Genomic DNA, 26,406 nt, shown 5'->3' with positions numbered 1-26,406 from the left:
GCACTCTACATGAGTGCGTGGATTGAAATCAAAAAATTCACTTTTTCTTTTTTGTATTCTTTGGTCGCACTCTACATGAGTGCGTGGATTGAAATAAACGGTAATTTATTGCCTTGTATTAACACGCAACCCGTCGCACTCTACATGAGTGCGTGGATTGAAATATCATAGCTAGTGTTCCACGTCGGGTTTTCTTGGTCGCACTCTACATGAGTGCGTGGATTGAAATATTCTTATACGTAAAAAAATAAAGGGGTGATCAGTCGCACTCTACATGAGTGCGTGGATTGAAATTCGAACTATTGACGTGAACTTAGATGCTCAATGGGTCGCACTCTACATGAGTGCGTGGATTGAAATTTTGAATACAATCAAAATAATGAAATCGATACCGGGTCGCACTCTACATGAGTGCGTGGATTGAAATTGAAAAACAGTTGAAAACAAGAATCAAAAAGTTGTCGCACTCTACATGAGTGCGTGGATTGAAATAGTGGACGCCTTACACAAAGATTATTAGTTGGTGTCGCACTCTACATGAGTGCGTGGATTGAAATCTTTTTATCTTGGTTGGCATTGTCAATTCCTAGTAGTCGCACTCTACATGAGTGCGTGGATTGAAATCCTCTGAATCCGTTTGAGAATTCGGCTCGGAAATGTCGCACTCTACATGAGTGCGTGGATTGAAATGCCGATGGTTCCATCCTGGCCGCCTAGAACCTTTGTCGCACTCTACATGAGTGCGTGGATTGAAATTTACTTATTGAGATGCCGAACCATTTATCCATCTTGTCGCACTCTGCATGGAGTGCGTGGATCAATATGACAATATGGGAGGTTAGTCGTTGCTGCTTTTTTGTGTTTTCTAAGGTCAATTGATGAAAAAAATTTGTATCTGTATATGATTTTTTTATTTTGCTCAATATTATATTGTTGAAGAAATTTTAACTCTGTGTTAGGGTATCTTGGTATCAATCTAGACGACATACTCGCTTTACAAAGATTTGCTCTATAAATAAGAATCATACCACTTAAATTTACAAAATCTCTTAAATCAATTATAATAACCACGCATTTTGTGCTTAGGAGAGTTTTTATTGAATTCAATGGAGGGAGATTTTGTATGATTCAATTTTTTCAAAAGAATATAGAACCAAATAAAAAACTAAAGACTTTTGAAATGATCATCCTTGTCCTATTGATCATTGGGTCAATTGTTTCGTATGGAGTAGGATTATCGAAAGTGCATTCAAATGTAGGAAATCTTCAATTTGTTCAAAGTATGCAAATGACACGTGATACGGAACTGGAAGATTATGATGGTGAAGAAAATTCGATGTGTGATGTGACATATCGAAATGGTGATAAAGAATTGGTTATTACGTTGCCTTATGAAGAGTATGAGCGGCTAGATTCTGACACTATTACTGCATATGAGTTTGAAAGTGCCAATGGAACAAAGCTTTATTTTGATCATGAAGATGTCAGTCAACAAGAGGCACAGTATTCTTATGAACAAACAATGGCCAATCAATCCATGCCAATTTTTAACTTTGCCAACGCATCAATCATCCTGGTCCTATCTCTTTTGATCATGATGCTGTTTTCAAGACAATTTACGACCTATGAGAAATCTTGGTTTATGTCGATCATGGTATTGGCTACCATATTCTCCGTTTTATTCCCGGAAGAAAGTGCAAATGGAATCAACGGAATTCTGATCATGTGGCTGTATCTACTGGATACCTTCTTAAATATTTTGTGTGAACTTCTAATATCGAAACAATTCAGGTATAATTTCTTAGTTTCAGTACTGGTGGAAATCACTGAAATTGTCATGTCTCTCGTCTTGATGTACCGTTTTGCGACACTGGCAACGACATTGTTGTTTTGGTTGCCAATCGACATCATCAGTTACATTAACTGGTCAAGGCATAAGGACGAGGAAGAAAGTGAATTAACAGTTGTTCGTCGCTTAAAAGGCTGGCAGGAAGTACTGGTGATTGCCGGAATTATCGTATGGACAGTAGTTATTGGATACTTTATCAGTGGATTGGATATTACTACAGATTTCTATCATAATCAGACACTGGAAACAGCTGTCGTCTATATTGATGCTTGTGCTTCTGCTGTTGGTATTGCCAATGGATTGTTTATCTTTTTTAGATTTAGAGAACAATGGATTGCCTGGTATATTTGTGCAGCTTTAGAAGCGGTGATCAACATTATTTCTGGACAGTATGTGTTATTGATCCTAAAACTGGGATACTTTACCAATACAACATACGGATATATTAAATGGAGCAAATATATCAAATCCCATCAGGAACAGGAGAAACTATCGATCTTCTGATAAATTCTTGAGGATATGATTTAGAACTGATACAATAAATTATGTAGAAAATAAGAAATGGGAGTGAAAATTATGGCTATTTCTGCAGGAGATTTTAGAACAGGATTAACATTGATCGTAGATGGAGATCCATGGCAGGTTTTAGATTTTCAACATGTAAAACCGGGAAAGGGAGCTGCCATCTTAAAGACAAAGATGAAGAACTTAAAAACAGGTAATACACAAGAACGAAATTTTAACGCTTCAACAAAATTTGAACAGGCACAAATTTCTAAGAAGACAGCACAGTACTCTTACCAGGCCGATAATACTTACTATTTTATGGATATGGAAACATACGATACTTATGAACTGAGTGAAGATCAGGTTGGATTCAATAAGTATTTTATCGTTGAAGGGGCAGAGGTTTCTTTGATGTTCTTTGAAGGCGACTTGTTATCTGTATCCGTGCCGGAAAAAGTTGAATTGACAGTAGCCGAAACAGATGCGGCTATCAAGGGAGCACCGTCTAACCAGACCAAAGATGCTGTGACCGATACAGGACTTTCATTACGAGTTCCACAGTTCATCGAGCCAGGTGAAAAAATTATTGTATTCTCAACAGATGGGAAGTATGCAGGAAGAGCTTAATCGGCTCTTCTTTTTCACATTATGAATAAAGTCGTTTTAATTACCGGCGGGGCCTGTGGTATCGGCAGAGCTATCGCCTTAGAATTAGCCAAAAATAAATATAATATCGTGATTAACTATCTGACTTCACAAAAAGCAGCACTATCTTTAGAAGAAGAAATCGTGCAAACCTATGGAGTGCGTTGCATGTCGATTCGTGCGGATGTTTCTGATGTGGAACAGGTCGATCAGATGGTGACGAAAATAGAAAAAGAACTGGGCGGTGTTGACATCTTGATCAATAATGCGGCAATCGATCTTTCTAATTTATTCCATTTGAAGAATGCAGAGGAATTTCGCCGAACGCTGGATGTGAATGTGGTCGGTGCTTTTAACTGCAGCAAACGTGTATATCGATATATGTTGGATCAGGAGTATGGTCGAATTATAAATATTGCTTCTACAAATGGGATCAATACATATTATCCGATGTGTATTGATTACGATGCTTCCAAAGCGGCTTTGATTTCCGTGACACATAATTTAGCTTTTGAGTTTGCTCCCTATATTCATGTGAATTGTATTGCGCCGGGATTCATCGGAACAGAAAATGAGTTGGATGGCTATGATGAAGAATTTTTAAAAGAAGAAGTGGAGAAAATCATGGTAAAGCGATATGGTGATCCAAAGGAAGTAGCCTATCTTGTAAAGTTTTTGATCAGTGAGGAAGCGGATTATATAAACAATACTGTTATACGAATCGATGGCGGCCAGGTAGGCAGTTGCTAAAATGAAGGTGGAATACGTTAAAGCTTATTTTTAATGATTGTGGCTTTAGATTTGTCAGTTTTGATTCTTTGAATATGGATGAGTTAAATCCAAAAACGAATTTGAAAACTATTGATAGAATAAGAAACATTAATTTGATTGAGTATCATCTAAGTTTAGATAGAAACTATATGAGGCTCAATCATTTTTTTGTTAGTAAAATGTTTTTGTTTGTAGCATACTTAATAATATAAAGTGTTGAATAAAAAAGTTATATACATAAATAATGTCATAATGCATGAGATAATTAAAAAAAAGAATGCATTACAATGATAATAGGAGGACGAAATTATGGACTACATTGCACATGCAATCGAGGGGACAGAGATTGAACAAAAGTTGATTGATCATTTACAAAACACAGCTAAGTTATCAGCTGCATTTGCTAAAGAGTTTAAAGCGGAGGATTGGGGGTATATCTGTGGTCTGTTACATGATATAGGTAAATATTCGGATGCATTTCAAAAAAGAATTCGAAATGAAGGACCTAGAGTAGATCATTCTACGGCAGGAGCAAAGGAAGCACATAAAATGCGATTGGATCCAGTAGCTTATTGTATAGTGGGGCATCATTCTGGCATGCCGGATACTGGAGAACTTGCAGATGGTTGTGATTCGACGAGTCTTATGGCTAGATTAAATAAGTTTGTTTCAAATTACAGCGGGTTTAAGAAAGAATTAGTATTGCCAACGACACCTGATAAATTAAATTTTCAATTTGAAGTTAAACAACAATACTTTATCTTAAGTGTTTTTACAAGAATGCTCTTTTCCTGTTTGGTAGATGCAGATTTTTTGGATACAGAATCTTTTATGAAACAAGGCGAAGTTAACAGAAGTATGGGAGAATCTTTACAGTTTTTACAAAGAAAGTTGATGGAGCATATCCAAACGTGGTTGAAAAATGAGGATTTAAGTACAGTGAATGGTCATAGAAGTCAGATATTAAGAAATTGTATTGAGCAGGCATCTGGAGAACGTGGCTTTTATAAAATGACAATGCCTACGGGGAGCGGAAAAACAATAGCTTCATTAGCTTTTGCGCTTAATCATGCGGTTAAAAATAATATGAAACGTATTATTTATGTAATTCCTTATACGAGCATAATTGATCAAAACGCTAAAGTCTTTAAAGATATATTGGGCAAAAACAATGTCTTAGAGAATCATTCACAAGTTGAATTTAAAGACACAGAAGAGTTAAAGATGAATCAGTTGGCATCGGAAAATTGGGATGCTCCAATAGTAGTTACTACAAATGTTCAGTTTTTTGAATCTTTATTTTCCAATCGATCTTCAAAATGTAGAAAGCTTCACAATATTGCCAACAGTGTCATTATATTTGATGAAGCGCAAATGCTACCGGTGAATTATCTAAAACCGTGTGTGGCAATGATGGAAGAACTAGTTAGAAATTATAAATGTACAGAAGTTTTATGCACAGCCACTCAACCTGTTTTAGATTCGTTATTTTCTGGGCATATAAAAATAACAGAGTTGTGTCCAAATCTTAAAGAACAATTTGAATTCTTTAAAAGAAATACGATTCAGGACATGGGAGATGTCATGGAAGAAGATATCGTAGAGAGTTTAAGAAACGAAAACAGAGCTTTATGTATTGTGAATACACGAAAACGTGCACAAATGGTTTATAATCAAATTAAAGGTGAAGGGGTTTACCATCTTTCTACGACCATGTACCCACAACATCGTATAAAGGTGATTTCAGAAATTAAAAATAGATTAAAAGATAGAAAGAAGTGTGTAGTTGTTTCTACGAGTTTGGTAGAAGCAGGAGTTGATTTTGATTTTCAGAATGTATATCGAGAGATAGCCGGATTAGATTCAATTTTGCAGGCTGCTGGTCGATGCAACCGTGAAGGTAAAGAGTTGGCTGATAATTGTAACGTATATGTTTTCTGTCTGAATGAAAAAGTAAATAATGAAATGAATAGAAGGATTTCGGCGACGAAAAGTACTATGAGAGAGTGTTCTAATTGGAGTGAACCAAATACAGTTCGTGAATATTTTGAGACACTTTTACATCATGAAGAAAGTAACATAGACCAAAAAGGAATTATGGATCAATTTAAAGAGGGGGTTTTTAACTTTAAACAGGCAGCCGAAGATTTTAAAATGATAGAAAGTGATACATATACAATTTTGATACCTGTTGAAGATAAAGCAAAAGAAGTTAGAGATGCGTTAAAATTCAAGGGTTATACTAAAGAACTTATCCGACAAGCGGGCCATTACAGTGTTCAAGTTTATGAAAATGATTTTGAAAATATGTATGGAGCAGGCATGTTACAAGAAGTGTCGGATAGTTTGGATAAATTTTATGAACTAGCTGATTTAACACATTATACAGAAGAAATGGGCCTTTCCTTAAATATAGGGAGTGGAGAAGCAATTGTGATGTAGCGGTAAAAACAAAGAGAGGCTCGAAGGCCTCTCTTTGTTTCTTTGGGAATCAACAATAAGCACATATTTCAATCCACAACCATAAAATGATTGACAGAAATAAAATAGCATATCTTTTAAAAATATAAAAGAAAATAATATTGTTAGAATATGATATCGAGAATAATTAAATATCTTATTGACAAACAAGAGTATAGTGTTAATATTAAATTACAATAATAAACACATGAAAATTAAATATTAAACTTATTGGATAAGTTTCCGTACTATCTCAGCGTTGAACACATTAAACTTTTTGGAAGGAGAAAAAGTGTATGCCAGAAACAAAAGATGATTCGTTGTTTTATACGTGTAGCTTAATTGAATTTATAGGAAGAGAACAAAAGATAGAAAGAAGGGAGGTTGTAGATCGATTAAGACAGGAAACAATAGAACATATATTTGACTTTGCGGACGTACTTCATTGTGAACCGATAAAAAAAGTAGCAATTGAATATATTGAAAAATGTAATATAGTTCCCGGACAATATGATAACGTTTCAGATTGTAATATACTGTTCCGTCATATTGGGATATAGGTAAAGTGTATTCCAGGTTGATTTCTGATTTGTTTGAAGAACAAGAGTATGTAAAAGGATTATGGCAAGTATATCATTCATGGATCAGTGATTTATTATCCGATTATAATACAGATTTTTATTATCAATCTAGAGGTTATATAGCGGAGTGCTATAGACAAAACAAGGTTCTAAGCTGAGATAGAGACTTCTTATAGATCAGTTGATGGAATGGAGGTGAGAAATATGTCAAAAGGAGTAAAGATAAATGTGTGGGGCAGTTATGCATTGTTTTCAAGACCGGAGATGAAGGTAGAAAGATGTTCATATGATGTCATGACACCATCAGCTGCAAGAGGTATTCTGGAAGCTATATACTGGCACCCGGGATTGAAGTGGATTATTGACAAAATCTATGTTAAAAATCCGATTGTTTTTACTAGCGTACGAAGAAATGAGGTCAAAAGTAAACTTTCGGCAAGTAACGCTTTGACTGTAATTAAAGGAGGTAAAAAGCCTATTTATATTTCAACAAAAAGCGATATTGTACAACGTTCATCAAGGATACTTCAAGATGTTTCTTATGTGATTGAAGCACATTTCGAGATGACAGATAAAGCGAATTCGTCGGATAATCCTGGAAAATTTAAAGATATTATTATGCGAAGACTGAAAAGAGGGCAGTGCTTTCATGCTCCATATTTTGGTTGTAGAGAATTCCCGGTGAATTTTTCGCTGTGTGAAGATGAAGTGATTGAAAGTTATTATGCCGATGAAGAAAGCAAGGATTTAGGATACATGCTTTATGACATTGATTATTCTGATCCAGAAAACTTACAGCCGATGTTTTTCAGAGCGATTATGCATAATGGAGTCATTGATCTTAGAGATTGTGAGGTGATTCGATGATTTTGCAGTCATTGACACAATATTATGAAGAATTGGTCAAGCGAAATGAAGTTACAAGTGAGGGATGGTGCAAAGCAAAAGTATCATTTGCGTTGAACATTAATGAAGATGGAAGTCTTTTTGACATCATTCCTAAAAGCTCAGAAAAGATAAAAGGGAAGAAAACGGTCAAGGTTCCTGCAGAAATTGATGTACCACAGATGGTAACGCGTAGTGGAATCAAACCTAATTCAAATTTTCTCTGTGATAACGCAAAGTATTTTCTAGGCCTAGATGAAAAAGAAGATTCTCAGAGGGCAAGAGATTGCTTTGAAGCGGCTAAACAAAAACATATTGAAATTTTACAAAATGTAGAAACACCAATGGCCAAAGCAATAGTAAATTTTTTTACATCATGGAAGCCTGAATTTTGTAAAACTAATCCATATGTGCAAAGGTACCGAGAAGAACTTTTGGCGGGTGGAAACCTTGTTTTTGAGATGGACAAGTCCGATGCGGTGAAAGATTCAGCTATTCAGTTTGCGTGGAATCAATATAGAAATAGGGAGGACCAAGGTGAGATAGGGATCTGTCTTGTGACAGGACGAAGAGAACCTATAGCCAGGACCCATATGCTTATCAAAGGGGTTCCGGGTGCTCAGTCCAGTGGAGCTGCTCTAGTTTCTTTTAATGCTGATTCATTTTCATCATACGGCAAAGAACAAAGCTATAATGCACCGGTAAGCACGCATGCTGTTTATGCATATACAACAGCCTTGAACTATTTATTGTCAAATAGTGAGTATGCTTCTAGATTAGGAGATATGATGGTTGTTTGTTGGGCAAAAAGTGCTGAAGCTGAATATCCAAAGGTGTTTTCTTGGAGTATGGCACCTACATTGGATAATCAAAAAACTGTTTCGGGTGTCTTTAAGAATCTTTCAAAACATAGAATGATCAACTTAGATGGTATTGAATTAGATCCAAATCAGGAATTTTATGTTTTAGGACTATCACCTAATGCGGCTAGACTGGTTGTACGTCTTTTTTATATGGATAGCTTTGGAAATGTATTAAAGAATATTGCCAATCATTATAAAAGGATGGAAATAATACATCCAAGTTATGAGCAAAGTTATTATTTAGGTGTTTGGCGAATGTTACAGGAAACGATCAACCAAAAATCTAAGGATAAAAATCCGCCATCAAATCTGCCGGGAGCTGTTATGCAGGCGATTCTTTCGGGAGGGCGGTATCCGGAAGAGTTGTACTATAATACTTTAATGCGTATCCGTGTAGAACAAGGAAATATTACATCAGGCCGTGCAGCTATTATTAAGGCTTGCCTGATACGAAATTACAAATTGGAGAAGGGAGACGATTTTGTGGAATTAAATGAAAATTGTACGAAAGTACCTTACATTTTAGGAAGAACCTTTGCGCTATTAGAATGGATTCAGGAAATGGCAAATCCCGGAATCAATACAACAATTAGAGATCGTTACTTTAATTCAGCCAGTGCTACACCAGCTGTGGTATTTCCTACATTGTTGAAATTGGATATGAGTCATATGAATAAACTGAAAAAAGATCCAGAATCAATGAAGAGAAACTTTGCCAGAAGACGTGAAGACGAATTAACAGACTTATTGGGCAAAATTAAAGAGTTCCCAAATCGTTTGGATTTGGAACAGCAGGGCCAGTTTATCTTAGGGTATTATCACCAGAAACAGGCTCGCTATAATCAAGGAGGACAAGAAAATGAGTGAAGTAATTAAAAATAGATATGAATTCATCGTATTATTCGATGTTGAAAATGGAAATCCAAACGGGGATCCGGATGCAGGAAATATGCCGAGAATTGACCCAGAAACAGGATATGGTATTGTCACAGATGTATGTCTAAAAAGAAAAATTCGAAATTATGTAGATACGGTAAAAGAAGGAGAAGAAGGGTATCGCATTTATATTCGAGAAGATGCACCTTTAAATACTAAAGATGAAGAAGCACTAGAGTATCTACAAATTGAAGATACAAAGCAGTTAAAGAAAACAGATCCAGATGCTGAGTTAAAAATTCGCGATTTTATGTGTAAGAATTTTTATGATATTCGTACCTTTGGGGCTGTGATGACTACTTTTGTAAGAGCTAAATTGAATTGCGGACAAGTTAGAGGGCCGGTACAGTTAAGCTTTGCACGCAGTGTTGATCCTATTATTAGTCAGGAAGTAACGATTACCCGTATTGCGATTACAAAAAAAGATGCTTCTGCAGAGAAAGCAACAGAGATGGGAAGAAAAAATATTGTGCCATATGCTTTATATAGAGCAGAAGGATATATTTCAGCAAACTTGGCTAGAAAAACAACAGGCTTCACAGAAGAAGACCTGGATCTTTTATGGGATGCGATTATCAATATGTTTGAAAATGATCATTCAGCAGCACGTGGTAAAATGGCGGTTCGAAGACTCATTGTGTTTAAACACAGTAAAGAATTAGGTGATTGTCCGTCTTATAAATTATTTGATGCGGTTGAAGTATGTAAAAAACCAGATGTTGTATATCCTAGAAAATATTCGGATTACGAAGTAAATGTAGACAAGAACCAAATCCCAGAAACTGTAGAGGTAATGGATAAGATATAATGGAATACCGAGAAGATGAATACCTGATGCTTTCAGGTATTCAACATTTTGCTTTTTGTCGAAGACAATGGGTGCTGATTCATATTGAACAACAATGGGAAGAAAATACTCGTACAGTTATCGGAGAATTGATGCATAAAAAGGTACATGATCCTTTTGTAAAAGAAAAAAGAAAAGATATTCTTCTTGTTAGAAGCTTACCGGTTTATTCAAGGACAATGGGTGTAAGTGGAGAATGTGATCTTGTTGAGTTTTGTAAAGATGAAGATGGTATTCATTTAAATGGACATAGAGGAACTTATTCTGTTTTTCCAGTGGAGTATAAAAAAGGCAAACCTAAAGCAACTAAAGAGGACATTCTTCAGCTTGTGGCACAAGCGATATGTTTGGAAGAGATGTTCTGCACAGAAATCCCAGAAGGAGCTATATTCTATGGTGAGACTCGTCATAGAGAAAATATTGTTATCGATGAGGACTTGAAAAAAGAAGTTCGAAAAATGTTTGAAGAAATGCATCAGTATTATTCAAGATCTTATACACCTAAGGTTAAATTTAGTAAAAGTTGCAATGCTTGCTCTTTAAGAGAGGTTTGCGTTCCTAAATTAGGAAAAAAGAAATCTGTAAAAGAGTACATAAATAATATGCTGGAGGATGAAGTATGAAAAAGCTATTAAATACTTTGTATGTTACTTCAGAAGATAGTTATTTGTCTTTGGATGGAGAAAATGTTGTCGTGATCAATGGTCAAAAAGAAATAGGCAGACTACCTTTACACAATTTAGAAGGAATTGTGTCTTTTGGCTATAGAGGAACAAGTCCGGCGTTGATGGGAAAGTGCGCAGATGAAGGCATTTCCTTGACATATTTAAATCCACAAGGGCGGTTTCTAGCAAGAATTAACGGCCCAATTAAAGGCAATGTTATTTTGAGGCATCAACAATTTCAAACATCAATACATCCTGAAAAGAGTTTAGACATCGCAAAAAATTGCTTAATAGGAAAAGTATATAATGCGAGATGGGTTTTAGAGAGAGGGTTAAGGGACCATAGAGTGCAAATAGATGAAGAAAAGGTAGGAAAATCATCCACTTTTTTGATACATTCTATCCAGCTTATTCAAAGCTCTAAAACTATAGATGAGTTAAGAGGTCGGGAAGGAGAAGCAGCTAGTGTATATTTCTCTGTTTTTGATGAATTAATATTACAACAAAAAAAGAGTTTTTATTTTCACAATCGAAGCAGAAGGCCTCCAATGGACAATGTTAATGCTATGCTTTCATTTGCTTATACCTTATTGTCAAACTCTTATACTGCGGCATTGGAGACGGTTGGTTTAGATCCGTATATAGGATTTTTACATACAGAAAGACCAGGAAGGGCATCTTTAGCGCTAGATATGATGGAAGAACTTAGATCAGTATTTGCAGATCGTTTTGTACTCACTTTAATCAATAAGAAAATCGTGACTAACAAGGGGTTTAGCAAAAAAGAAAATGGAGCAGTTTTGATGACAGATGATACTAGAAAGACTTTTATTGCAGAATGGCAAAAGAAGAAAAAAGAAGTAATAGTTCATCCGTTTCTTAATGAAAAGGTTGAGTGGGGGATGGTACCACATATACAATCACTGTTATTGGCTAGATATTTACGGGGTGATTTAGATGAGTACCCACCGTTTATGTGGAAGTAATAATTATGTTGGTGCTGATAACTTATGATGTAAATACAGAAACTGCTTCGGGTAAGAAAAGATTAAGACAGGTTGCAAAACAATGTGTTAATTACGGTATAAGAGTCCAAAATTCTGTTTTTGAATGTAAGATAAGTAGTCACGAAATGATTTTATTCAAAGAGAAACTGCTAGAGATAATAGATGAAGAAACAGATAGTTTGCGATTTTATTATCTGGGGAAAAGTTATAAGACTAAAATTGAGCATTATGGAAAAGATCTTGGCTATAATGTTGATGATACCTTGATTTTATAAGTGCGAATGGTAAGCTCACATAAAAATGTCTTTTGATTCGCACTTAAAAAGATAATATTTTATCTTTTTTTGATTTACATTTTATTTTTTTAAATATAAAGTGTAAACAAATAAAGTGTTTAGAGCAATATAATAGCGAAAATACTCGTTTTTTGCAGTCGCACTCTTCATGGAGTGCGTGGATTGAAATTCTTGACGTATTTGGTGTAACACATTTGTTTTACGTCGCACTCTTCATGGAGTGCGTGGATTGAAATGAAAGATTGTTACAGTGATTGACGAATCTGGAAAAGTCGCACTCTTCATGGAGTGCGTGGATTGAAATTTTTAAAGCCTAGCGTATCATCATTTGATTATATGTCGCACTCTTCATGGAGTGCGTGGATTGAAATATTTTTGCTATAATGTTTATATAGAAAGAGGTGAGTCGCACTCTTCATGGAGTGCGTGGATTGAAATTTTTGAAGATGGCTATGAAATGACATTGCCTATTGTCGCACTCTTCATGGAGTGCGTGGATTGAAATCTACTTTGCCTAGTACAGAGAACGGAACGATTGAGTCGCACTCTTCATGGAGTGCGTGGATTGAAATTTTACAATATAATACACTATTTATAATATAATTGGTCGCACTCTTCATGGAGTGCGTGGATTGAAATGTCAATGGATTCGGGCAAGTTTTCATATTGAAACAGTCGCACTCTTCATGGAGTGCGTGGATTGAAATAATGTTCAAGTAAGAATTGGATTTTCCTGTCAAAGTCGCACTCTTCATGGAGTGCGTGGATTGAAATATAAGGGTCGCCAACGGTACTTCTTAAGTTCGGGTCGCACTCTTCATGGAGTGCGTGGATTGAAATATGACTGCGATACTTGCATTGTTGGCTTGGTTTGGTCGCACTCTTCATGGAGTGCGTGGATTGAAATGACTGTGTTGGATGAAGTCCGAACAGAAACGAATGGTCGCACTCTTCATGGAGTGCGTGGATTGAAATATTGGTTTGCTTGAAACATGTGAACCTATGTGTAAAGTCGCACTCTTCATGGAGTGCGTGGATTGAAATCTTTTTAGCTATGAAGTCATTGGTATCATAGGCAAACGTCGCACTCTTCATGGAGTGCGTGGATTGAAATTCAATCATATCATTTAAGAAAGTGTCTATGTTTTGGTCGCACTCTTCATGGAGTGCGTGGATTGAAATATGCGCTTGTCTCCGGCTATAATGTATGGTGTCGTCGCACTCTTCATGGAGTGCGTGGATTGAAATAAATCTCCACGTCTGCATTACGTCTGTTTCAAAGTCGCACTCTTCATGGAGTGCGTGGATTGAAATTACGTTTGTCAGTGCGTCACAAACTTTGCTTAACGTCGCACTCTTCATGGAGTGCGTGGATTGAAATCCTCAATAGGTTTGCTCTCTTTTTTAGTCCGCAACTGTCGCACTCTTCATGGAGTGCGTGGATTGAAATAATCCACTTTCTGTCTTTTCATTCAGAGCATTAGGTCGCACTCTTCATGGAGTGCGTGGATTGAAATGGTGGTTAGCTATATGGATGATTATGGTTGTTTGCGTCGCACTCTTCATGGAGTGCGTGGATTGAAATATGCGCTTGTCTCCGGCTATAATGTATGGTGTCGTCGCACTCTTCATGGAGTGCGTGGATTGAAATAAATCTCCACGTCTGCATTACGTCTGTTTCAAAGTCGCACTCTTCATGGAGTGCGTGGATTGAAATTACGTTTGTCAGTGCGTCACAAACTTTGCTTAACGTCGCACTCTTCATGGAGTGCGTGGATTGAAATCCTCAATAGGTTTGCTCTCTTTTTTAGTCCGCAACTGTCGCACTCTTCATGGAGTGCGTGGATTGAAATAATCCACTTTCTGTCTTTTCATTCAGAGCATTAGGTCGCACTCTTCATGGAGTGCGTGGATTGAAATGGTGGTTAGCTATATGGATGATTATGGTTGTTTGCGTCGCACTCTTCATGGAGTGCGTGGATTGAAATTATAAAGACTACAAAAAAGAAAAAGTGAACGTTTGTCGCACTCTTCATGGAGTGCGTGGATTGAAATCGTTTCAAACGTTTCCATTTGTGCGTAATCCGTAGGTCGCACTCTTCATGGAGTGCGTGGATTGAAATAGAAAAAGTCCTTTAGCTCAAACAATAAATATTTGTCGCACTCTTCATGGAGTGCGTGGATTGAAATTGTTGTTGCTGGGTTTATAATGTCAATCAAACTAGGTCGCACTCTTCATGGAGTGCGTGGATTGAAATTTAAACGGTCACAAAATAATTTCCAATCAGCTGGTGTCGCACTCTTCATGGAGTGCGTGGATTGAAATGATAAAATATAAGTCATGTCAGTTTTGACTTGTGCATGTCGCACTCTTCATGGAGTGCGTGGATTGAAATGTAATCAAAATCAAAAATCTTCTTTCTTGCAATCGTCGCACTCTTCATGGAGTGCGTGGATTGAAATTATATTGACTACACCATTTACACGCTGATATGTAAGTCGCACTCTTCATGGAGTGCGTGGATTGAAATTCTGTACTAGGCAAAGTAGGAATCACTAACACGGTCGCACTCTTCATGGAGTGCGTGGATTGAAATATTAGGTGTGAAAGCCTCCCACCCAATGTAGAAGGTCGCACTCTTCATGGAGTGCGTGGATTGAAATAAGTGCTATTTTAGGATCGTTGGATGTATTTGGGTCGCACTCTTCATGGAGTGCGTGGATTGAAATAAGAATATCTCCACCTCATTAGGTATATACATATGTCGCACTCTTCATGGAGTGCGTGGATTGAAATTCTACTTGGGATGGTGGAGTTACACCACCACAACCGTCGCACTCTTCATGGAGTGCGTGGATTGAAATCACAATCACCGTCATAGATTGCAATATGTGTATAAGGTCGCACTCTTCATGGAGTGCGTGGATTGAAATCGGTTTAGGCCGAGATCATACGCTATGTCTGCCGTCGCACTCTTCATGGAGTGCGTGGATTGAAATTCTCGTGTTACTGATGAGGCTTAATAATGAAGTAGTCACACTCTTCATGGAGTGCGTGGATTGAAATCAACAGAGATTTATATTCGTGAAAATCCATACGGTCGCACTCTTCATGGAGTGCGTGGATTGAAATCATTTATAACAGGTATGTTTATATAACCTTTATGTCGCACTCTTCATGGAGTGCGTGGATTGAAATCACGCTTCGGCTATGGCCTCCTGCCCCAAGACAAGCGTCGCACTCTTCATGGAGTGCGTGGATTGAAATATTTCTACTTGTAGGATGCTCGGCGAAAGAAAACCCGTCGCACTCTTCATGGAGTGCGGGGATTGAAATTTTGAATTTGCCAAAGCCGCATTAACATGTCCAGGGTCGCACTCTTCATGGAGTGCGTGGATTAAGAATTTGATTAGATAGCTATCAATGTTAACTCGTATCTATAGTCTTTGAAATGCACGTTTTGTGCATTTTTTTTCATCTTTATATTGATTCCTGTATTAAACCATGTATAATAATTTTGTTTCTTTAAATAAACTAAAAGTTTAGTGTTAGAAAACAAGGGAGAGATGTTATGAAGATTGGATCAAAGATAAAAGAACTAAGAATTCGTAATGGCTTGACACTGGAAGAGCTAGCTTCTCGCAGTGAACTGACGAAAGGTTTCCTGTCTCAATTAGAGCGAGATTTAACATCTCCGAGCATCTCTACATTGGAAGATATTCTAGAGGCATTGGGAACAAATTTAAGCGAGTTTTTCCATTCCACACCGGAAGAACAGTTAACGTTTGGAAAAAATGACTTTTTTGTTGATGAAAGAGATGAGCATACTGTGGAATGGATCGTTCCTAATGCACAAAAAAATGAGATGGAGCCTATCCGCATCACGATTCATCCCGGATGCAGTTCATTCATTATGAAGGCAAACGAGGGACAGGAGTTTGGTTATGTTCTTAGTGGACAGGTCGAATTGGTGATGGGGAAGAAAATCTATCGCCTTAAATCTAAAGAGACTTTTTATCTCAATGGAGCACGCAGCCATTTTATTAAAAATACCGGAAAAAAGGATGCAGTACTTTTATGGGTGGTAACGCCACCTATGTTTTAGAAAAGAAAAGGGGAAGTATTATGGAGAACGAAAAGAATAAACTGATTCAGTTCAAAAATGTTGTGAAAGATTTTGATGGGCAAATCGTATTAAAAGGCATTGATCTTGATATCTATGAAAATGAATTCGTCACATTATTAGGCCCTAGTGGTTGTGGTAAAACAACTCTTCTTCGTATCTTGGGAGGGTTTTTAGAACCTACGGAAGGCCAGGTCATTTTTGATGGACAAGATATATTGAAATTACCTCCTTATAAAAGAGAATTAAATACAGTCTTCCAGAAATATGCTTTGTTTCCACATATGAACGTATACGACAATATTGCGTTTGGATTAAAAATAAAGAAGATGAGCAAAGACATTATTGAACAAAAAGTAATGAAGATGTTAAAACTTATTAATTTGGAGGGATATGAAAAGAAAAATGTAACGCTTCTTTCCGGAGGACAGCAACAACGTGTTGCGATTGCCCGGGCTCTGGTCAACGAGCCATCGGTATTGCTTTTGGATGAACCTTTGGGTGCACTGGATCTTAAATTACGTAAAGAGATGCAATACGAATTAAAACGCATTCAACAAGAAGTGGGTATCACATTTATCTTTGTAACACATGACCAGGAAGAGGCTTTAACGATGTCTGATAAAATCGTAGTCATGAAAGAGGGTGAGATCCAACAAGTAGGAACGCCGCAAGATATTTATAATGAACCTGTGAATCGCTACGTAGCCAACTTTATCGGAGAAAGCAATATTGTTCCGGGGCGTATGTTAGAAGATAAAAAGGTGCGCTTTGATGATATTACTTTTGATTGTGTGGATGTAGGATTTAAGGAAAATGAACCGGTGGACGTTGTGATCCGTCCGGAAGATATAGATATTGTACCGGTGGATCAGGGTAAAATGACAGGTACGGTGGAAAATGTATTGTTTAAGGGCGTTCATTATGAAGTCATGGTCGAAACAGTACCTGGGACACACGTAACGGTAAACATGCATGTACGCAAAAATGAGAATATTTTAAGTGAAGATGGCAAAGAGGCTATAAGTGCGAATGATTTCTATCTGGATTTGGAAGACATGAAAGATATTGATGACAAGGAAATTGTAGCACGTGCTGATGCACAGGCCTGGAACCCACAAACGGATGAATATATCTCTATCAAGGTCGATACAGATCTGAAAGAAGAAATTGGTGAGTACAGTGTCACTTTCTCTACTGGTTCAGGATTGCAGGTCACACGTAAGATTTGGGTTATAGATCAAAGAGTGGTTGAAAATAAAAAGGCGAATGAAGCTGTCAGCGCTTTTAACTTTTTTAAATCCAAAGATGAAATCTCTGAATCGCCGGCTTTAGATACAGATTTGAAAACATGGGCCAATGCGCAAGGGTGGAAATTAGATAATGAAGAAGAAACGATTGACCTAAGTGTTGATTATGATTTTGACCCGGAGAACATTACGGAGGGAGTATATAAAGTTACTTTCTGGACAACCGGACGTGAATTTAAAATTCATACAACGGATTTTGTGGAAGAAGGAAAAGAAGTCGGACTGACTTTCTTCCCGGAAGATATTCATGTTATGGAGAAGATGGGATTCTAATGCGCAATTTCAGACAATTGGCCATTCCTTATATAGTTTGGGCCGTTTTGATGCTGTTTCTTCCGATGCTGTTGATCTTATTGTATTCTTTAATGTCACAGGGAAACAGTATTGTTTCTTTTCAGTTAACTTTTAATAACTATATAAAGTTTTTTACAGATCCGGATTTTTTACTGATTCTATGGCGTTCATTGGGCATTGCACTGGAAACAACGGTGATCTGTTTGGCGATCGGATATCCTATTGCTTATTTTATTTCGCGAACTTCACAGAAAACGCAAAATATTTTGATTTTAGCAATTACGCTGCCGATGTGGATCAATATGTTGGTTCGTACATATGCCTGGATCGGTATTTTATCCGGTGATGGGCTTGTTTCCAGCATTTTAAGTTTGTTTGGCTTGGAAAACACGGAGCTTCTCTATACACAAACAGCTGTTTTGATTGGTATGGTTTATAACTTTTTGCCATTTATGATTTTACAGATTCACACTTCTTTAACAAAGATGGATAAAAGTTTGCTGGAGGCTGCCAGTGATTTAGGAGCGAATCGAGTACAAACTTTTTTGCGTGTGATCTTTCCTTTATCTTTATCCGGGGTAGTGAGTGGGATTACGTTGGTTTTCTTGCCGGCCGTATCTTCGTTCTTTATTCCTAAGTTGTTAGGGGGAGGACAGTTCTTCCTGATCGGTAATGTGATCGAAAATCAATTTATTACTGTGGGGGAATGGAATTTTGGATCTGCGATTTCTATGATCATGGCGGTAATCATGATGTTGTTGATGATGGTGGTTCGTAAAGTGGACGCCCGCGTAGGAACACAGGAGGACTAACCATGCCAAAAGAAAGAAAATTAATAGGTAAGGTGTTGACGATCTTAGGTATTGCGTTTTTCTATCTACCCATTGTATTTATGATCGTATTCTCCTTTAATGAATCGAAATCATTAACACATTTTACCGGTTTTTCGACAAAGTGGTACCAGGCTATGTTGGAAAACCACAGCATGATGGAATCTTTATATGTTACGATCGTCATTGCCTTACTGGCCACACTGATATCGACTATCATTGGTACGATTACAGCCATAGGTCTTTCTCGGTCTCGTAAGATTATCAAAAATCTGGTGCAGCAAATCAATGATTTCCCATTGATGAATCCGGAAATTGTTACTGCCATTGGTTTGATGTTGTTGTTTATTACGCTGCAGGTGGAAAGGGGATTTACAACTTTGTTGTTAGCTCATATTTCCTTCTGCATTCCCTATGTGATGTTGAGTGTGATGCCAAAAATTCGTAGTTTGGATCCGAATTTAGCGGATGCGGCTATGGATTTAGGATGTACACCGTTTCAGGCGTTGTATAAAGTCATTGTTCCGCAAATCATGCCGGGTATCGTATCGGGTGCACTGATTGCCTTTACCATGTCTTTTGATGATTTTATTATCAGTTACTTTACAACGGGTGGAGGTGTTAAGAACTTAAGTATCATTGTTTATACAATGTCTAAACGTGTGAATCCAAGTATCAATGCAATCAGCACGCTGGTTGTCGTATTTATTACCATTGTATTGGCATTAGTCAATATCTTGCCAATCGTTGCCAGGAAAAGAGCCGGTAAGCCTAAAAATAAGCCGTTACGTTATGGGATTACAGCAATTATCGTCGCCTGTCTAGGCTTTGGCCTTTTCCAGTTTGGTTCATCAACAGGGAATAAGCCCTATGCAGGGCAGACTTTACATGTCTATAACTGGGGAGAATACACAGGTGAAAATGTCATTGGAATGTTTGAAGAGATGACCGGTGCTAAAGTAGTTATGGATATTTTTGACTCAAATGAACAAATGTATATCAATGTGGCAAACGGAGAAAGCTATGACATTTTAGTGCCTAGTGATTATATGATCGAACGTTTGATTCAAGAAGATCTTTTGATGAAACTTGATAAAAAGAAGATTCAACCGGCATTAGATCGTTATGTAGATGATGTGATTGGATTGCCGTATGATCCAAATAATGATTATTCAGTACCTTATTTCTGGGGAAGTGTAGGTATTGTATATGATAAAACGAAAGTTTCAGAAGAAGATTTGGAAAAAGAAGGCTATAACATATTCTTAGATCAGAAGTATAAAGGTGACATTTATTTATATGATTCAGAACGTGATTCCTTTATGATGGCTTTAAAAGCGCTTGGCTATTCTATGAATACAACCGATCAAAAAGAATTAGATGAAGCATATCATTGGCTTTTAGAATGTGTTGAAACCATGGAACCGGAAATCGTGACCGATGAAATTATCGATAATATGGCACAAGGGCGGAAAGCCTTGGGGTTGATCTACAGTGGAGATGCGGCCTACGTCATGAGTGAAAATGAGGATATGGGATTCTATATGCCGAAAAGTGGAACAAATTTGTGGAGTGATGCGATGGTTATCCCTAAAAATGCGAAAAATCCAGAACTTGCTTATGAGTTTATCGACTTTATCAGTGATTACGAGGCATCTATGGATAATTCCAGCTACGTAGGTTATACATCTTCGAATCAGGAAGTTTTTGATGAATTGTCCGGCAAGGATGGTTTGTATGAAGGAATCGATGCATATGTACCGCGTTCCGGCTACAAACTAGATGAAGTCTTTGAGTATCACGAGGATATACGAGTGATTATGGCCAATCTTTGGTCAAGAGTAAAAATTGCCGCCAGCAATGCACAATAAAGGAATTTTGAATAGAGTTTCTAAAAAAATAGAAACTCTATTTTTTTTGTACAACTTTTGGATTATTTCTAAAGAGTTTTAGCTGATCTGATCATATGTAAAATAGTATCGGCAGGTATCTTATTTGCAATATTATCCTGAGTAATATCATTATGTTGATGGACTTTCAAAAATAGAAAAGAATTGGAAGTTTGGCATTAAGAATCTGGAATCATAAAGAAAAAAGATATAGATAGAAAAACAGAAGGGACAGAAATACAGGCTCTGCAAAAATGATTTTAATATTTTGCCGATAAAAAAAATCCCGACTGTTGTGTCGGGGATTATCTTTGTTGGTCGATGCTTTGATACCCATAGAAAGGATGTACGGTTTGAATAGCCAAAGATGTATATTTGAAATCTTCTAGTTGTTCTTTCTGTACTCGAAAATCGGTGATCAACAGATCGAACACATCTGCTTTGGCAACGCTGAACTGGTGGATATTGGCAACTTTGGTCGCATCAGCTAAGAGAATCTTTTTTCCCGTGCAGCGAGAGATCATCGCTTCATTGATGGAAACTTCCGGCAGGATGGCTGTTGTCATTCCGATTTCGGCATCAATACCGCTGCAGCCTAAAAAGCTCTTGTCGGCAGAAACACGGTTGACGTTGTTTAAGGCAAAATCACCGACCATGCTTTCTTTGGGATATCGTATTTCTCCGCCGGTCAAGACAACAGTGATTTTTGGATCATGATCGATGAATAACGCTTTTCCATTATTGGTAATGACGGTCACGTGCTTGTCATGAATGTACCGAAGCATCAATAGCGCAGTTGAACTGGTGTTGATAAATATCGTGTCGCCCTCTTCTACCAGATTTGCCGCATATTTGGCGATCGCATGTTTATAAGGTTCATTATTGTCTTTGATCTGGTTGTTATCGACAAAGGATTGAATCAGTCTGGCTCCGCCATAATAGCGGATAACAGCTCCCATATCTTCCCAATATTGCAGATCGCGGCGTATGGTCAAAGGTGCTACATTAAGTTCTTTTGCCAGCTCTTCCACGTTCACTTTTCCTTGTATTTGGATCTTTTCCATGATTTTTTTACGTCGTGCATCGACGATTTCTTTACTCATTTTCATGATTTACCACCTCGATGATTTTTGAAGTTCCTCCGATTTCCCGAATCTTTTTTATACATTCTTCTTCCATGGAACGATTGTGCATGACTCTGCAAAGATTGCTGAACTGGTAATAATAATGAAGCTTTTCACGATTGTTCATGTTTTGTGTATTTGTCTTTTTAAAGCAGTTAAAGCTTTGCTTGTAGTCTTTTCTACTAAATAAGTAAAGGGCATCAATAAAGTCCCAATTATATAAAGGTGATAATTTGTGTCCCTTTACTTTGGCATCTTTCATACGGATGATCTTTGTATATTCTTCCTGAACAATTTTTGTATCTTTTAATAGAAAATGTGCATATAACTGGTTATAATGCCAGATCAGAAGATTATCTATATTTTGATGAAACATTTTATAATGAGTTTCCAATGTTTTTAACAGTGAAGAAGCATCTAACATATCGGCATAATACAAAGTGTCATAAATCACCTTAGAAGAATTATAAGCCTTAAATATATCTTTTTTTAAAAGATCATCATATTCTTTTTTCCCTTTTTGCGGCATCGCATCATAGGCAATCGTTTGAATTGCGTGTTGATATAAATGACGTAAATATTCAGCATAAAGCGCTATGGAAAATATCAGGATAAAAAGTATGCCAAATAATAATTTTTGACTGAACTTTTGTGCCGTCATGATAATATAGATAGAATAGATGGCAAAGATGATATAAATGATGCCCATAATAAAGTTGCGGGCTTCCTGTGGAAATGCGGCTCTTTTCATGGTGATGCCTCCTTATACTCGTATTATATGAATAAGAGTTCGTAAAGTCAACGAAAATTATTCAATTAAATATTCATATAAAATAAAGTAAGCGATTACAACAATCATAAAATGGTTAAAACGTTCATAAAATATGGTTGTCGTTTATTTCGAATTTTATTATAGTAAGACTGTCAAAACAACCATGGTTATTTGAAAGAGGAAAGAAGGGCAAAACGAGAATGAGCAAAGTAGATGAGATCACAAGAGAATCCTGGATCTTAGGCACATTCCCGGAATGGGGAACTTGGCTTAATGAGGAAATAGAACAGGAAGAAGTAAAACCGGGTACGGTGGCAATGTGGTGGTTAGGCTGTACCGGAATTTGGTTTAAAACACCACAGGCAAACATTACTGTCGATCTTTGGGCCGGTAATGGAAAAAGAACGCATGGCGATGGCAAAATGAAGGTAGGACATCAGATGGCAAATATGTGCGGATGCCGAAACATGCAGCCAAATTTAAGAGCTGTACCTTTCGTTATCGATCCATTTGCGATCAAACAGGTGGATGCGGTATTGGCTACACATTATCATCAGGATCATATGAGTGCAGAGTATGCCAGTCATGTTTTAAAAAGTGGTATGATGACTACAGATGAAAATGGAAAAGAAATGCCGGTTCCTTTTATCGGACCAAAAAAATCGGTCGAATTATGGCAAAAATGGGGTGTTCCGGCCGATCGATGCCTGACGGTTCGACCTGGAGATACCATTAAGATCAAAGATATCGAAATTGTTGTTTTGGATTCTTTTGACAGAACATGTATTGTCACAACGGATTCTACAGGCCCAGATCGTGAAGACCTCAGAGGAAAATGTCCAACAGATATGGATGATAAAGCGGTGAATTATCTGATCAAGACACCGGGCGGAAATATTTATCATTCCGGCGATTCTCATTATTCGATCTATTATGCGAAACACGGAAAAGATCATGATATCGATGTCGCATTTGGATCGTATGGAGAAAACCCTGTTGGAATGCAGGACAAAATGACTTCCATTGACATTTTGCGTATGGCGGAAGCTTTACAGACAGATGTAGTGATTCCAATCCACTATGATGTTTGGACAAATTTTAAAGCGGATCCACAGGAAATCAATTTGTTGTATAACTACAAAAAAGATGTGCTGGATTACAAATTCCATCCGTTTATTTGGGACGTAGGAGGAAAATATGTATATCCGACAGATAAGAACAAACGTATGTATCATTATCGCCGCGGTTTTGAAGATTGTTTTGAAGAGGAACAAAATATCCCATATCGTTCCTGTCTGTAATGCTTAAGGAAATTGTAGAAAAAGGGTTTTACACTTTTAAGGATTCATTTGCATCCTGGGAAGATGCAGTTCGCGGCAGTTATGAACCATTACAAAAGTGTAAGATAGTCGATGACACTTATATCAATAATGTGATCGAATGCGTAAAAAAATATGGACCATATATAGTCATTGTTCCAGGGATCGCCATGCCTCATTCAACAGAAGGCGCTGATGGATGTTATGGAACAGCGATATCTTTTATGAAAGTGGAAACACCGGTCGATTTTGATCCGCAGGACGAAGAGAAAAAGGCAACTTTGTTTTTCTCTTTGGCAGCCATGGATCATGAAGAACATCTAAAGAATATTCAAGCTTTGATGGAAACGTTAATGAATGAAGATATCGTCGAAGCATTGAATCAATGTAAGACACCGCAGGAACTAAAAGAAATCGCAGATCAGTTTGAATCATAATAATATAATTAGATAATAGGAAAGGTATAGGTTATGAACATAATAATGGGCATTTGGGATTTCTTTGCGGCCAATATCCTGACACAGCCGGCATACTTTATAGGGCTGATCGTCTTTATTGGATATTTATTGTTGAGAAAACCGGTATATGAAGCATTTTCAGGATTTATCAAGGCGACCGTTGGATATATGATCCTGGCGGTAGGTTCCGGTGGTTTGGTTAACAACTTCCGTCCTATTCTGGTTGGATTAAAAGATCGCTTTAATTTAGATGCCATGGTTATCGATCCATACTTTGGACAAAATGCGGTAACGGCAGGTTTACAGGAACAGTTTGCGAGAACATTCTCACAGGTCATGTTGCTGCTGTTGATCGCATTTATCATGAACCTGATTTTGGTACGTTTAAAGAAATGGACCAAGATGCGTGCCGTATTTACAACAGGGCACGTACAGATGCAGCAGGCGGCCACAGCTTTCTGGCTGATCTTATTCTGCTTCCCAACTTTAGGGGATACACAGATTTTGTTGATTATGGCTGTTGTTCTGGGCTTGTATTGGGCCGTGGGTTCCAACTTAACGGTTGAAATCACACAGGAGTTGACCGAAGGTGGAGGCTTTGCGATTGCGCACCAACAAATGTTTGGAATTGCTTTGTTTGGAAAGATTGCAGAGAAAATGCGCTCCAGCAAATCTAAGAGCCTGGATGAATTGAAGTTTCCTGGATTCTTATCCATCTTTAATGAAAATATGGTAGCCACTTCCATTTTGATGTTCTTGTTCTTTGGTGCCATCTTACTGGTGCTGGGGCAGGATTATCTGGTTGCCGGTGGATTTATGAAAGAAGGAGCCAATTTCTTCTTCTATATCATGACGACATCTTTAAACTTTGCGGTATATTTGGCAATTCTGCAGCTTGGTGTACGAACTTTCGTTACCGAGTTGACCAATTCGTTCCAAGGTATTTCAAATTCTTTCTTGCCAGGTGCTGTTCCAGGCATCGATTGTGCAGCGGTCTTTGGATTTGGTAGCGCCAATGCGGTAACCGTTGGATTCTTGATGGGTGCTTTAGGACAGTTTATTGCGATCATGACTTTATTGTTGATGAAATCACCGACACTGGTTATTGCCGGATTTGTACCGGTGTTCTTCGATAATGCGGTCATTGCGGTTTATGCGGATAAAAAAGGTGGTATCAAAGCAGCTTTGATTCTTCCATTCATCTGTGGTCTGCTTCAAGTATTTGGATCGGCTTTGATTGCCGGTTGGGTTGGACTTGCACAATACGGCGGCTACTTAGGTATGTTTGACTGGGCAACTGTATGGCCAATGTTTACCGTTGTCATGAAGTTTGCCGGCTATATTGGTGTTGCCATTGTCGTAATCGTATTACTTGCGATTCCACAACTGCAGTATCGTTCTCATCCGGATACATATTTCCTGATTACAGAAGACTATGATGCGTATCTGGAAAAGAAACAACAAAAAGAAGCTGCGAAGCAATAATCTATAAAAAGGGAAAGAGGAGAATAGTATGTCAAAGAAATACAAATTATTAGTTTGCTGCGGAAATGGAGCCGGCACAAGTATGATGATCAAGTTGAATGTGGAAAAGGTGACCAAGAAAATGGGGCTGGATGTACAGGAGATTCGTCATTGTGCGGTGTCTGAAGGAAAATCAGCGGCCAGTGGATACGATATCGTTCTGTGCTCTAAAAATTTTGTCAGTATGTTTGCCGATGCTGAAAAGAGGGGTACTAAGATCGTTGGCTTGAAAAATGTCATGTCAGCCAAGGAAATCGAAGAAGGATTACTCGCCGCAACAGCTGAATAACATAAAAAGCTGCCAACGGCAGCTTTTCTTATACCTAATTTTGATGAAAAAAGGAGAAAACAAAATGAAGATCGAGAAAAAACACTTAGACGATATCAAGCGCTGCTACTGCGCCAGCTATATCTGTATGAACGGTGAAAACCATATCCTTCTGGCCAGCG

21 protein-coding genes and 2 CRISPR repeat arrays (1 of these 23 only partly in view) are annotated in these 26,406 nt (G+C 37.6%); of the genes, 19 read left to right on the top strand and 2 right to left on the bottom strand.

From position 1 onward, the window contains the following. A CRISPR array of direct repeats spans positions 1-756; the repeat unit is 32 nt; unit sequence GTCGCACTCTACATGAGTGCGTGGATTGAAAT; it reaches 3,124 nt to the left of the window's first position. A 367-nt stretch (positions 757-1,123) separates the two neighbouring features. The 15 genes from pnuC to ACTQX6_RS11150 all read left to right on the top strand — a co-directional run bounded on the left by pnuC (position 1,124) and on the right by ACTQX6_RS11150 (position 20,741). Further along, complete coding sequence (pnuC, locus tag ACTQX6_RS11220; protein WP_441657525.1) at positions 1,124-2,353, top strand: nicotinamide riboside transporter PnuC; 1,230 nt, start codon at positions 1,124-1,126, stop codon at positions 2,351-2,353. Between the two features lie 72 nt (positions 2,354-2,425). Beyond that, positions 2,426-2,983 (top strand): elongation factor P, encoded by a 558-nt coding sequence (gene efp, locus ACTQX6_RS11215; RefSeq protein ID WP_022790080.1) that lies wholly within the window; start codon positions 2,426-2,428, stop codon positions 2,981-2,983. A 21-nt stretch (positions 2,984-3,004) separates the two neighbouring features. After that, positions 3,005-3,751 (top strand): SDR family NAD(P)-dependent oxidoreductase, encoded by a 747-nt coding sequence (locus ACTQX6_RS11210; protein ID WP_272003218.1) that lies wholly within the window; start codon positions 3,005-3,007, stop codon positions 3,749-3,751. Positions 3,752-4,081: 330 nt separating this feature from the next. Continuing rightward, positions 4,082-6,214: a CRISPR-associated helicase Cas3' gene (cas3, locus tag ACTQX6_RS11205; protein ID WP_272003215.1), complete on the top strand. Its 2,133-nt coding sequence runs from the start codon at positions 4,082-4,084 to the stop codon at positions 6,212-6,214. Between the two features lie 314 nt (positions 6,215-6,528). Then, entirely contained in the window at positions 6,529-6,792 is a 264-nt protein-coding gene (locus tag ACTQX6_RS11200; RefSeq protein WP_272003212.1) for a hypothetical protein, read from the top strand. A gap of 225 nt (positions 6,793-7,017) precedes the next feature. Next, a complete protein-coding gene (gene cas5c / locus ACTQX6_RS11195) occupies positions 7,018-7,680 on the top strand; it encodes a type I-C CRISPR-associated protein Cas5c (RefSeq protein WP_272003209.1) in 663 nt (220 codons plus the stop codon). Next, positions 7,677-9,428 carry a type I-C CRISPR-associated protein Cas8c/Csd1 gene (gene cas8c, locus ACTQX6_RS11190; protein WP_272003206.1) on the top strand — a complete coding sequence of 584 codons (1,752 nt, stop codon included), beginning with the start codon at positions 7,677-7,679 and terminating at the stop codon, positions 9,426-9,428. The genes cas5c and cas8c overlap by 4 nt, the downstream gene beginning before the upstream one ends. After that, positions 9,421-10,305 (top strand): type I-C CRISPR-associated protein Cas7/Csd2, encoded by an 885-nt coding sequence (gene cas7c, locus ACTQX6_RS11185; RefSeq protein ID WP_272003203.1) that lies wholly within the window; start codon positions 9,421-9,423, stop codon positions 10,303-10,305. Before cas8c ends, cas7c begins: the two co-directional genes overlap by 8 nt. Beyond that, a complete protein-coding gene (gene cas4 / locus ACTQX6_RS11180; RefSeq protein WP_441657580.1) occupies positions 10,305-10,967 on the top strand; it encodes a CRISPR-associated protein Cas4 in 663 nt (220 codons plus the stop codon). The genes cas7c and cas4 overlap by 1 nt, the downstream gene beginning before the upstream one ends. After that, positions 10,964-11,995, top strand: coding sequence for a type I-C CRISPR-associated endonuclease Cas1c (gene cas1c, locus ACTQX6_RS11175; protein WP_272003194.1), 1,032 nt, complete (start codon positions 10,964-10,966; stop codon positions 11,993-11,995). Before cas4 ends, cas1c begins: the two co-directional genes overlap by 4 nt. Before the next feature lie 5 nt (positions 11,996-12,000). Beyond that, positions 12,001-12,291 carry a CRISPR-associated endonuclease Cas2 gene (gene cas2, locus ACTQX6_RS11170; RefSeq protein ID WP_272003191.1) on the top strand — a complete coding sequence of 97 codons (291 nt, stop codon included), beginning with the start codon at positions 12,001-12,003 and terminating at the stop codon, positions 12,289-12,291. 157 nt (positions 12,292-12,448) lie between these two features. Beyond that, positions 12,449-15,717: direct repeats of the CRISPR family, unit length 33 nt; unit sequence GTCGCACTCTTCATGGAGTGCGTGGATTGAAAT. A 167-nt stretch (positions 15,718-15,884) separates the two neighbouring features. After that, the gene (locus ACTQX6_RS11165) at positions 15,885-16,418 is read left to right on the top strand and encodes a helix-turn-helix domain-containing protein (protein ID WP_117446821.1); all 534 of its coding nucleotides are present in this window, start codon (positions 15,885-15,887) and stop codon (positions 16,416-16,418) included. 20 nt (positions 16,419-16,438) lie between these two features. After that, the gene (locus ACTQX6_RS11160; protein WP_117446852.1) at positions 16,439-18,019 is read left to right on the top strand and encodes an ABC transporter ATP-binding protein; all 1,581 of its coding nucleotides are present in this window, start codon (positions 16,439-16,441) and stop codon (positions 18,017-18,019) included. Further along, positions 18,019-18,852, top strand: a complete 834-nt coding sequence (locus ACTQX6_RS11155; protein ID WP_117446820.1) for an ABC transporter permease — start codon at positions 18,019-18,021, stop codon at positions 18,850-18,852. Before ACTQX6_RS11160 ends, ACTQX6_RS11155 begins: the two co-directional genes overlap by 1 nt. Before the next feature lie 2 nt (positions 18,853-18,854). Beyond that, positions 18,855-20,741, top strand: coding sequence for an extracellular solute-binding protein (locus ACTQX6_RS11150; protein ID WP_117446819.1), 1,887 nt, complete (start codon positions 18,855-18,857; stop codon positions 20,739-20,741). 323 nt (positions 20,742-21,064) lie between these two features. On the opposite strand, the gene ACTQX6_RS11145 is transcribed toward ACTQX6_RS11150, so the two are convergent. Next, on the bottom strand, positions 21,065-21,868 hold the full coding sequence (locus ACTQX6_RS11145) for a DeoR/GlpR family DNA-binding transcription regulator (protein WP_117446818.1): 804 nt from the start codon (positions 21,866-21,868) through the stop codon (positions 21,065-21,067). Beyond that, positions 21,855-22,634 carry a hypothetical protein gene (locus tag ACTQX6_RS11140; RefSeq protein WP_272007228.1) on the bottom strand — a complete coding sequence of 260 codons (780 nt, stop codon included), beginning with the start codon at positions 22,632-22,634 and terminating at the stop codon, positions 21,855-21,857. The genes ACTQX6_RS11145 and ACTQX6_RS11140 overlap by 14 nt, the downstream gene beginning before the upstream one ends. Before the next feature lie 221 nt (positions 22,635-22,855). Here ACTQX6_RS11140 and ulaG point away from each other — a divergent pair, with 221 nt between their 5' ends. The 4 genes from ulaG to ACTQX6_RS11120 are packed head-to-tail and all read left to right on the top strand — an operon-like array spanning position 22,856 to position 26,245. Then, complete coding sequence (gene ulaG, locus ACTQX6_RS11135) at positions 22,856-23,956, top strand: L-ascorbate 6-phosphate lactonase (RefSeq protein WP_117446816.1); 1,101 nt, start codon at positions 22,856-22,858, stop codon at positions 23,954-23,956. After that, positions 23,956-24,411, top strand: coding sequence for a PTS sugar transporter subunit IIA (locus tag ACTQX6_RS11130; RefSeq protein ID WP_294687146.1), 456 nt, complete (start codon positions 23,956-23,958; stop codon positions 24,409-24,411). Before ulaG ends, ACTQX6_RS11130 begins: the two co-directional genes overlap by 1 nt. A gap of 33 nt (positions 24,412-24,444) precedes the next feature. Further along, positions 24,445-25,917 (top strand): PTS ascorbate transporter subunit IIC, encoded by a 1,473-nt coding sequence (locus ACTQX6_RS11125; RefSeq protein WP_117446814.1) that lies wholly within the window; start codon positions 24,445-24,447, stop codon positions 25,915-25,917. A gap of 28 nt (positions 25,918-25,945) precedes the next feature. Continuing rightward, on the top strand, positions 25,946-26,245 hold the full coding sequence (locus ACTQX6_RS11120; RefSeq protein ID WP_117446813.1) for a PTS sugar transporter subunit IIB: 300 nt from the start codon (positions 25,946-25,948) through the stop codon (positions 26,243-26,245). Positions 26,246-26,406: the final 161 nt, after the last annotated feature.

The organism is Faecalicoccus sp. LCP19S3_E2, from assembly GCF_052121255.1.
Classification (GTDB): Bacteria; Bacillota_I; Bacilli_A; order Erysipelotrichales; family Erysipelotrichaceae; genus Faecalicoccus.
Note: the sequence above shows the minus strand (reverse complement) of the source record. Positions and strands in the feature narration are given on the sequence as shown.

Coding starts and splice junctions, on each gene's coding strand:
- ACTQX6_RS11145 (WP_117446818.1), bottom strand. CDS start 21,868: ATGAAAATGAGTAAAGAAATCGTCGATGCACGACGTAAAAAAATCATG.
- cas2 (WP_272003191.1), top strand. CDS start 12,001: ATGTTGGTGCTGATAACTTATGATGTAAATACAGAAACTGCTTCGGGT.
- ACTQX6_RS11200 (WP_272003212.1), top strand. CDS start 6,529: ATGCCAGAAACAAAAGATGATTCGTTGTTTTATACGTGTAGCTTAATT.
- ACTQX6_RS11155 (WP_117446820.1), top strand. CDS start 18,019: ATGCGCAATTTCAGACAATTGGCCATTCCTTATATAGTTTGGGCCGTT.
- ACTQX6_RS11160 (WP_117446852.1), top strand. CDS start 16,439: ATGGAGAACGAAAAGAATAAACTGATTCAGTTCAAAAATGTTGTGAAA.
- ACTQX6_RS11130 (WP_294687146.1), top strand. CDS start 23,956: ATGCTTAAGGAAATTGTAGAAAAAGGGTTTTACACTTTTAAGGATTCA.
- ACTQX6_RS11210 (WP_272003218.1), top strand. CDS start 3,005: ATGAATAAAGTCGTTTTAATTACCGGCGGGGCCTGTGGTATCGGCAGA.
- pnuC (WP_441657525.1), top strand. CDS start 1,124: ATGATTCAATTTTTTCAAAAGAATATAGAACCAAATAAAAAACTAAAG.
- cas7c (WP_272003203.1), top strand. CDS start 9,421: ATGAGTGAAGTAATTAAAAATAGATATGAATTCATCGTATTATTCGAT.
- cas3 (WP_272003215.1), top strand. CDS start 4,082: ATGGACTACATTGCACATGCAATCGAGGGGACAGAGATTGAACAAAAG.
- ulaG (WP_117446816.1), top strand. CDS start 22,856: ATGAGCAAAGTAGATGAGATCACAAGAGAATCCTGGATCTTAGGCACA.
- ACTQX6_RS11125 (WP_117446814.1), top strand. CDS start 24,445: ATGAACATAATAATGGGCATTTGGGATTTCTTTGCGGCCAATATCCTG.
- ACTQX6_RS11150 (WP_117446819.1), top strand. CDS start 18,855: ATGCCAAAAGAAAGAAAATTAATAGGTAAGGTGTTGACGATCTTAGGT.
- cas1c (WP_272003194.1), top strand. CDS start 10,964: ATGAAAAAGCTATTAAATACTTTGTATGTTACTTCAGAAGATAGTTAT.
- ACTQX6_RS11120 (WP_117446813.1), top strand. CDS start 25,946: ATGTCAAAGAAATACAAATTATTAGTTTGCTGCGGAAATGGAGCCGGC.
- ACTQX6_RS11165 (WP_117446821.1), top strand. CDS start 15,885: ATGAAGATTGGATCAAAGATAAAAGAACTAAGAATTCGTAATGGCTTG.
- cas5c (WP_272003209.1), top strand. CDS start 7,018: ATGTCAAAAGGAGTAAAGATAAATGTGTGGGGCAGTTATGCATTGTTT.
- cas8c (WP_272003206.1), top strand. CDS start 7,677: ATGATTTTGCAGTCATTGACACAATATTATGAAGAATTGGTCAAGCGA.
- cas4 (WP_441657580.1), top strand. CDS start 10,305: ATGGAATACCGAGAAGATGAATACCTGATGCTTTCAGGTATTCAACAT.
- efp (WP_022790080.1), top strand. CDS start 2,426: ATGGCTATTTCTGCAGGAGATTTTAGAACAGGATTAACATTGATCGTA.
- ACTQX6_RS11140 (WP_272007228.1), bottom strand. CDS start 22,634: ATGAAAAGAGCCGCATTTCCACAGGAAGCCCGCAACTTTATTATGGGC.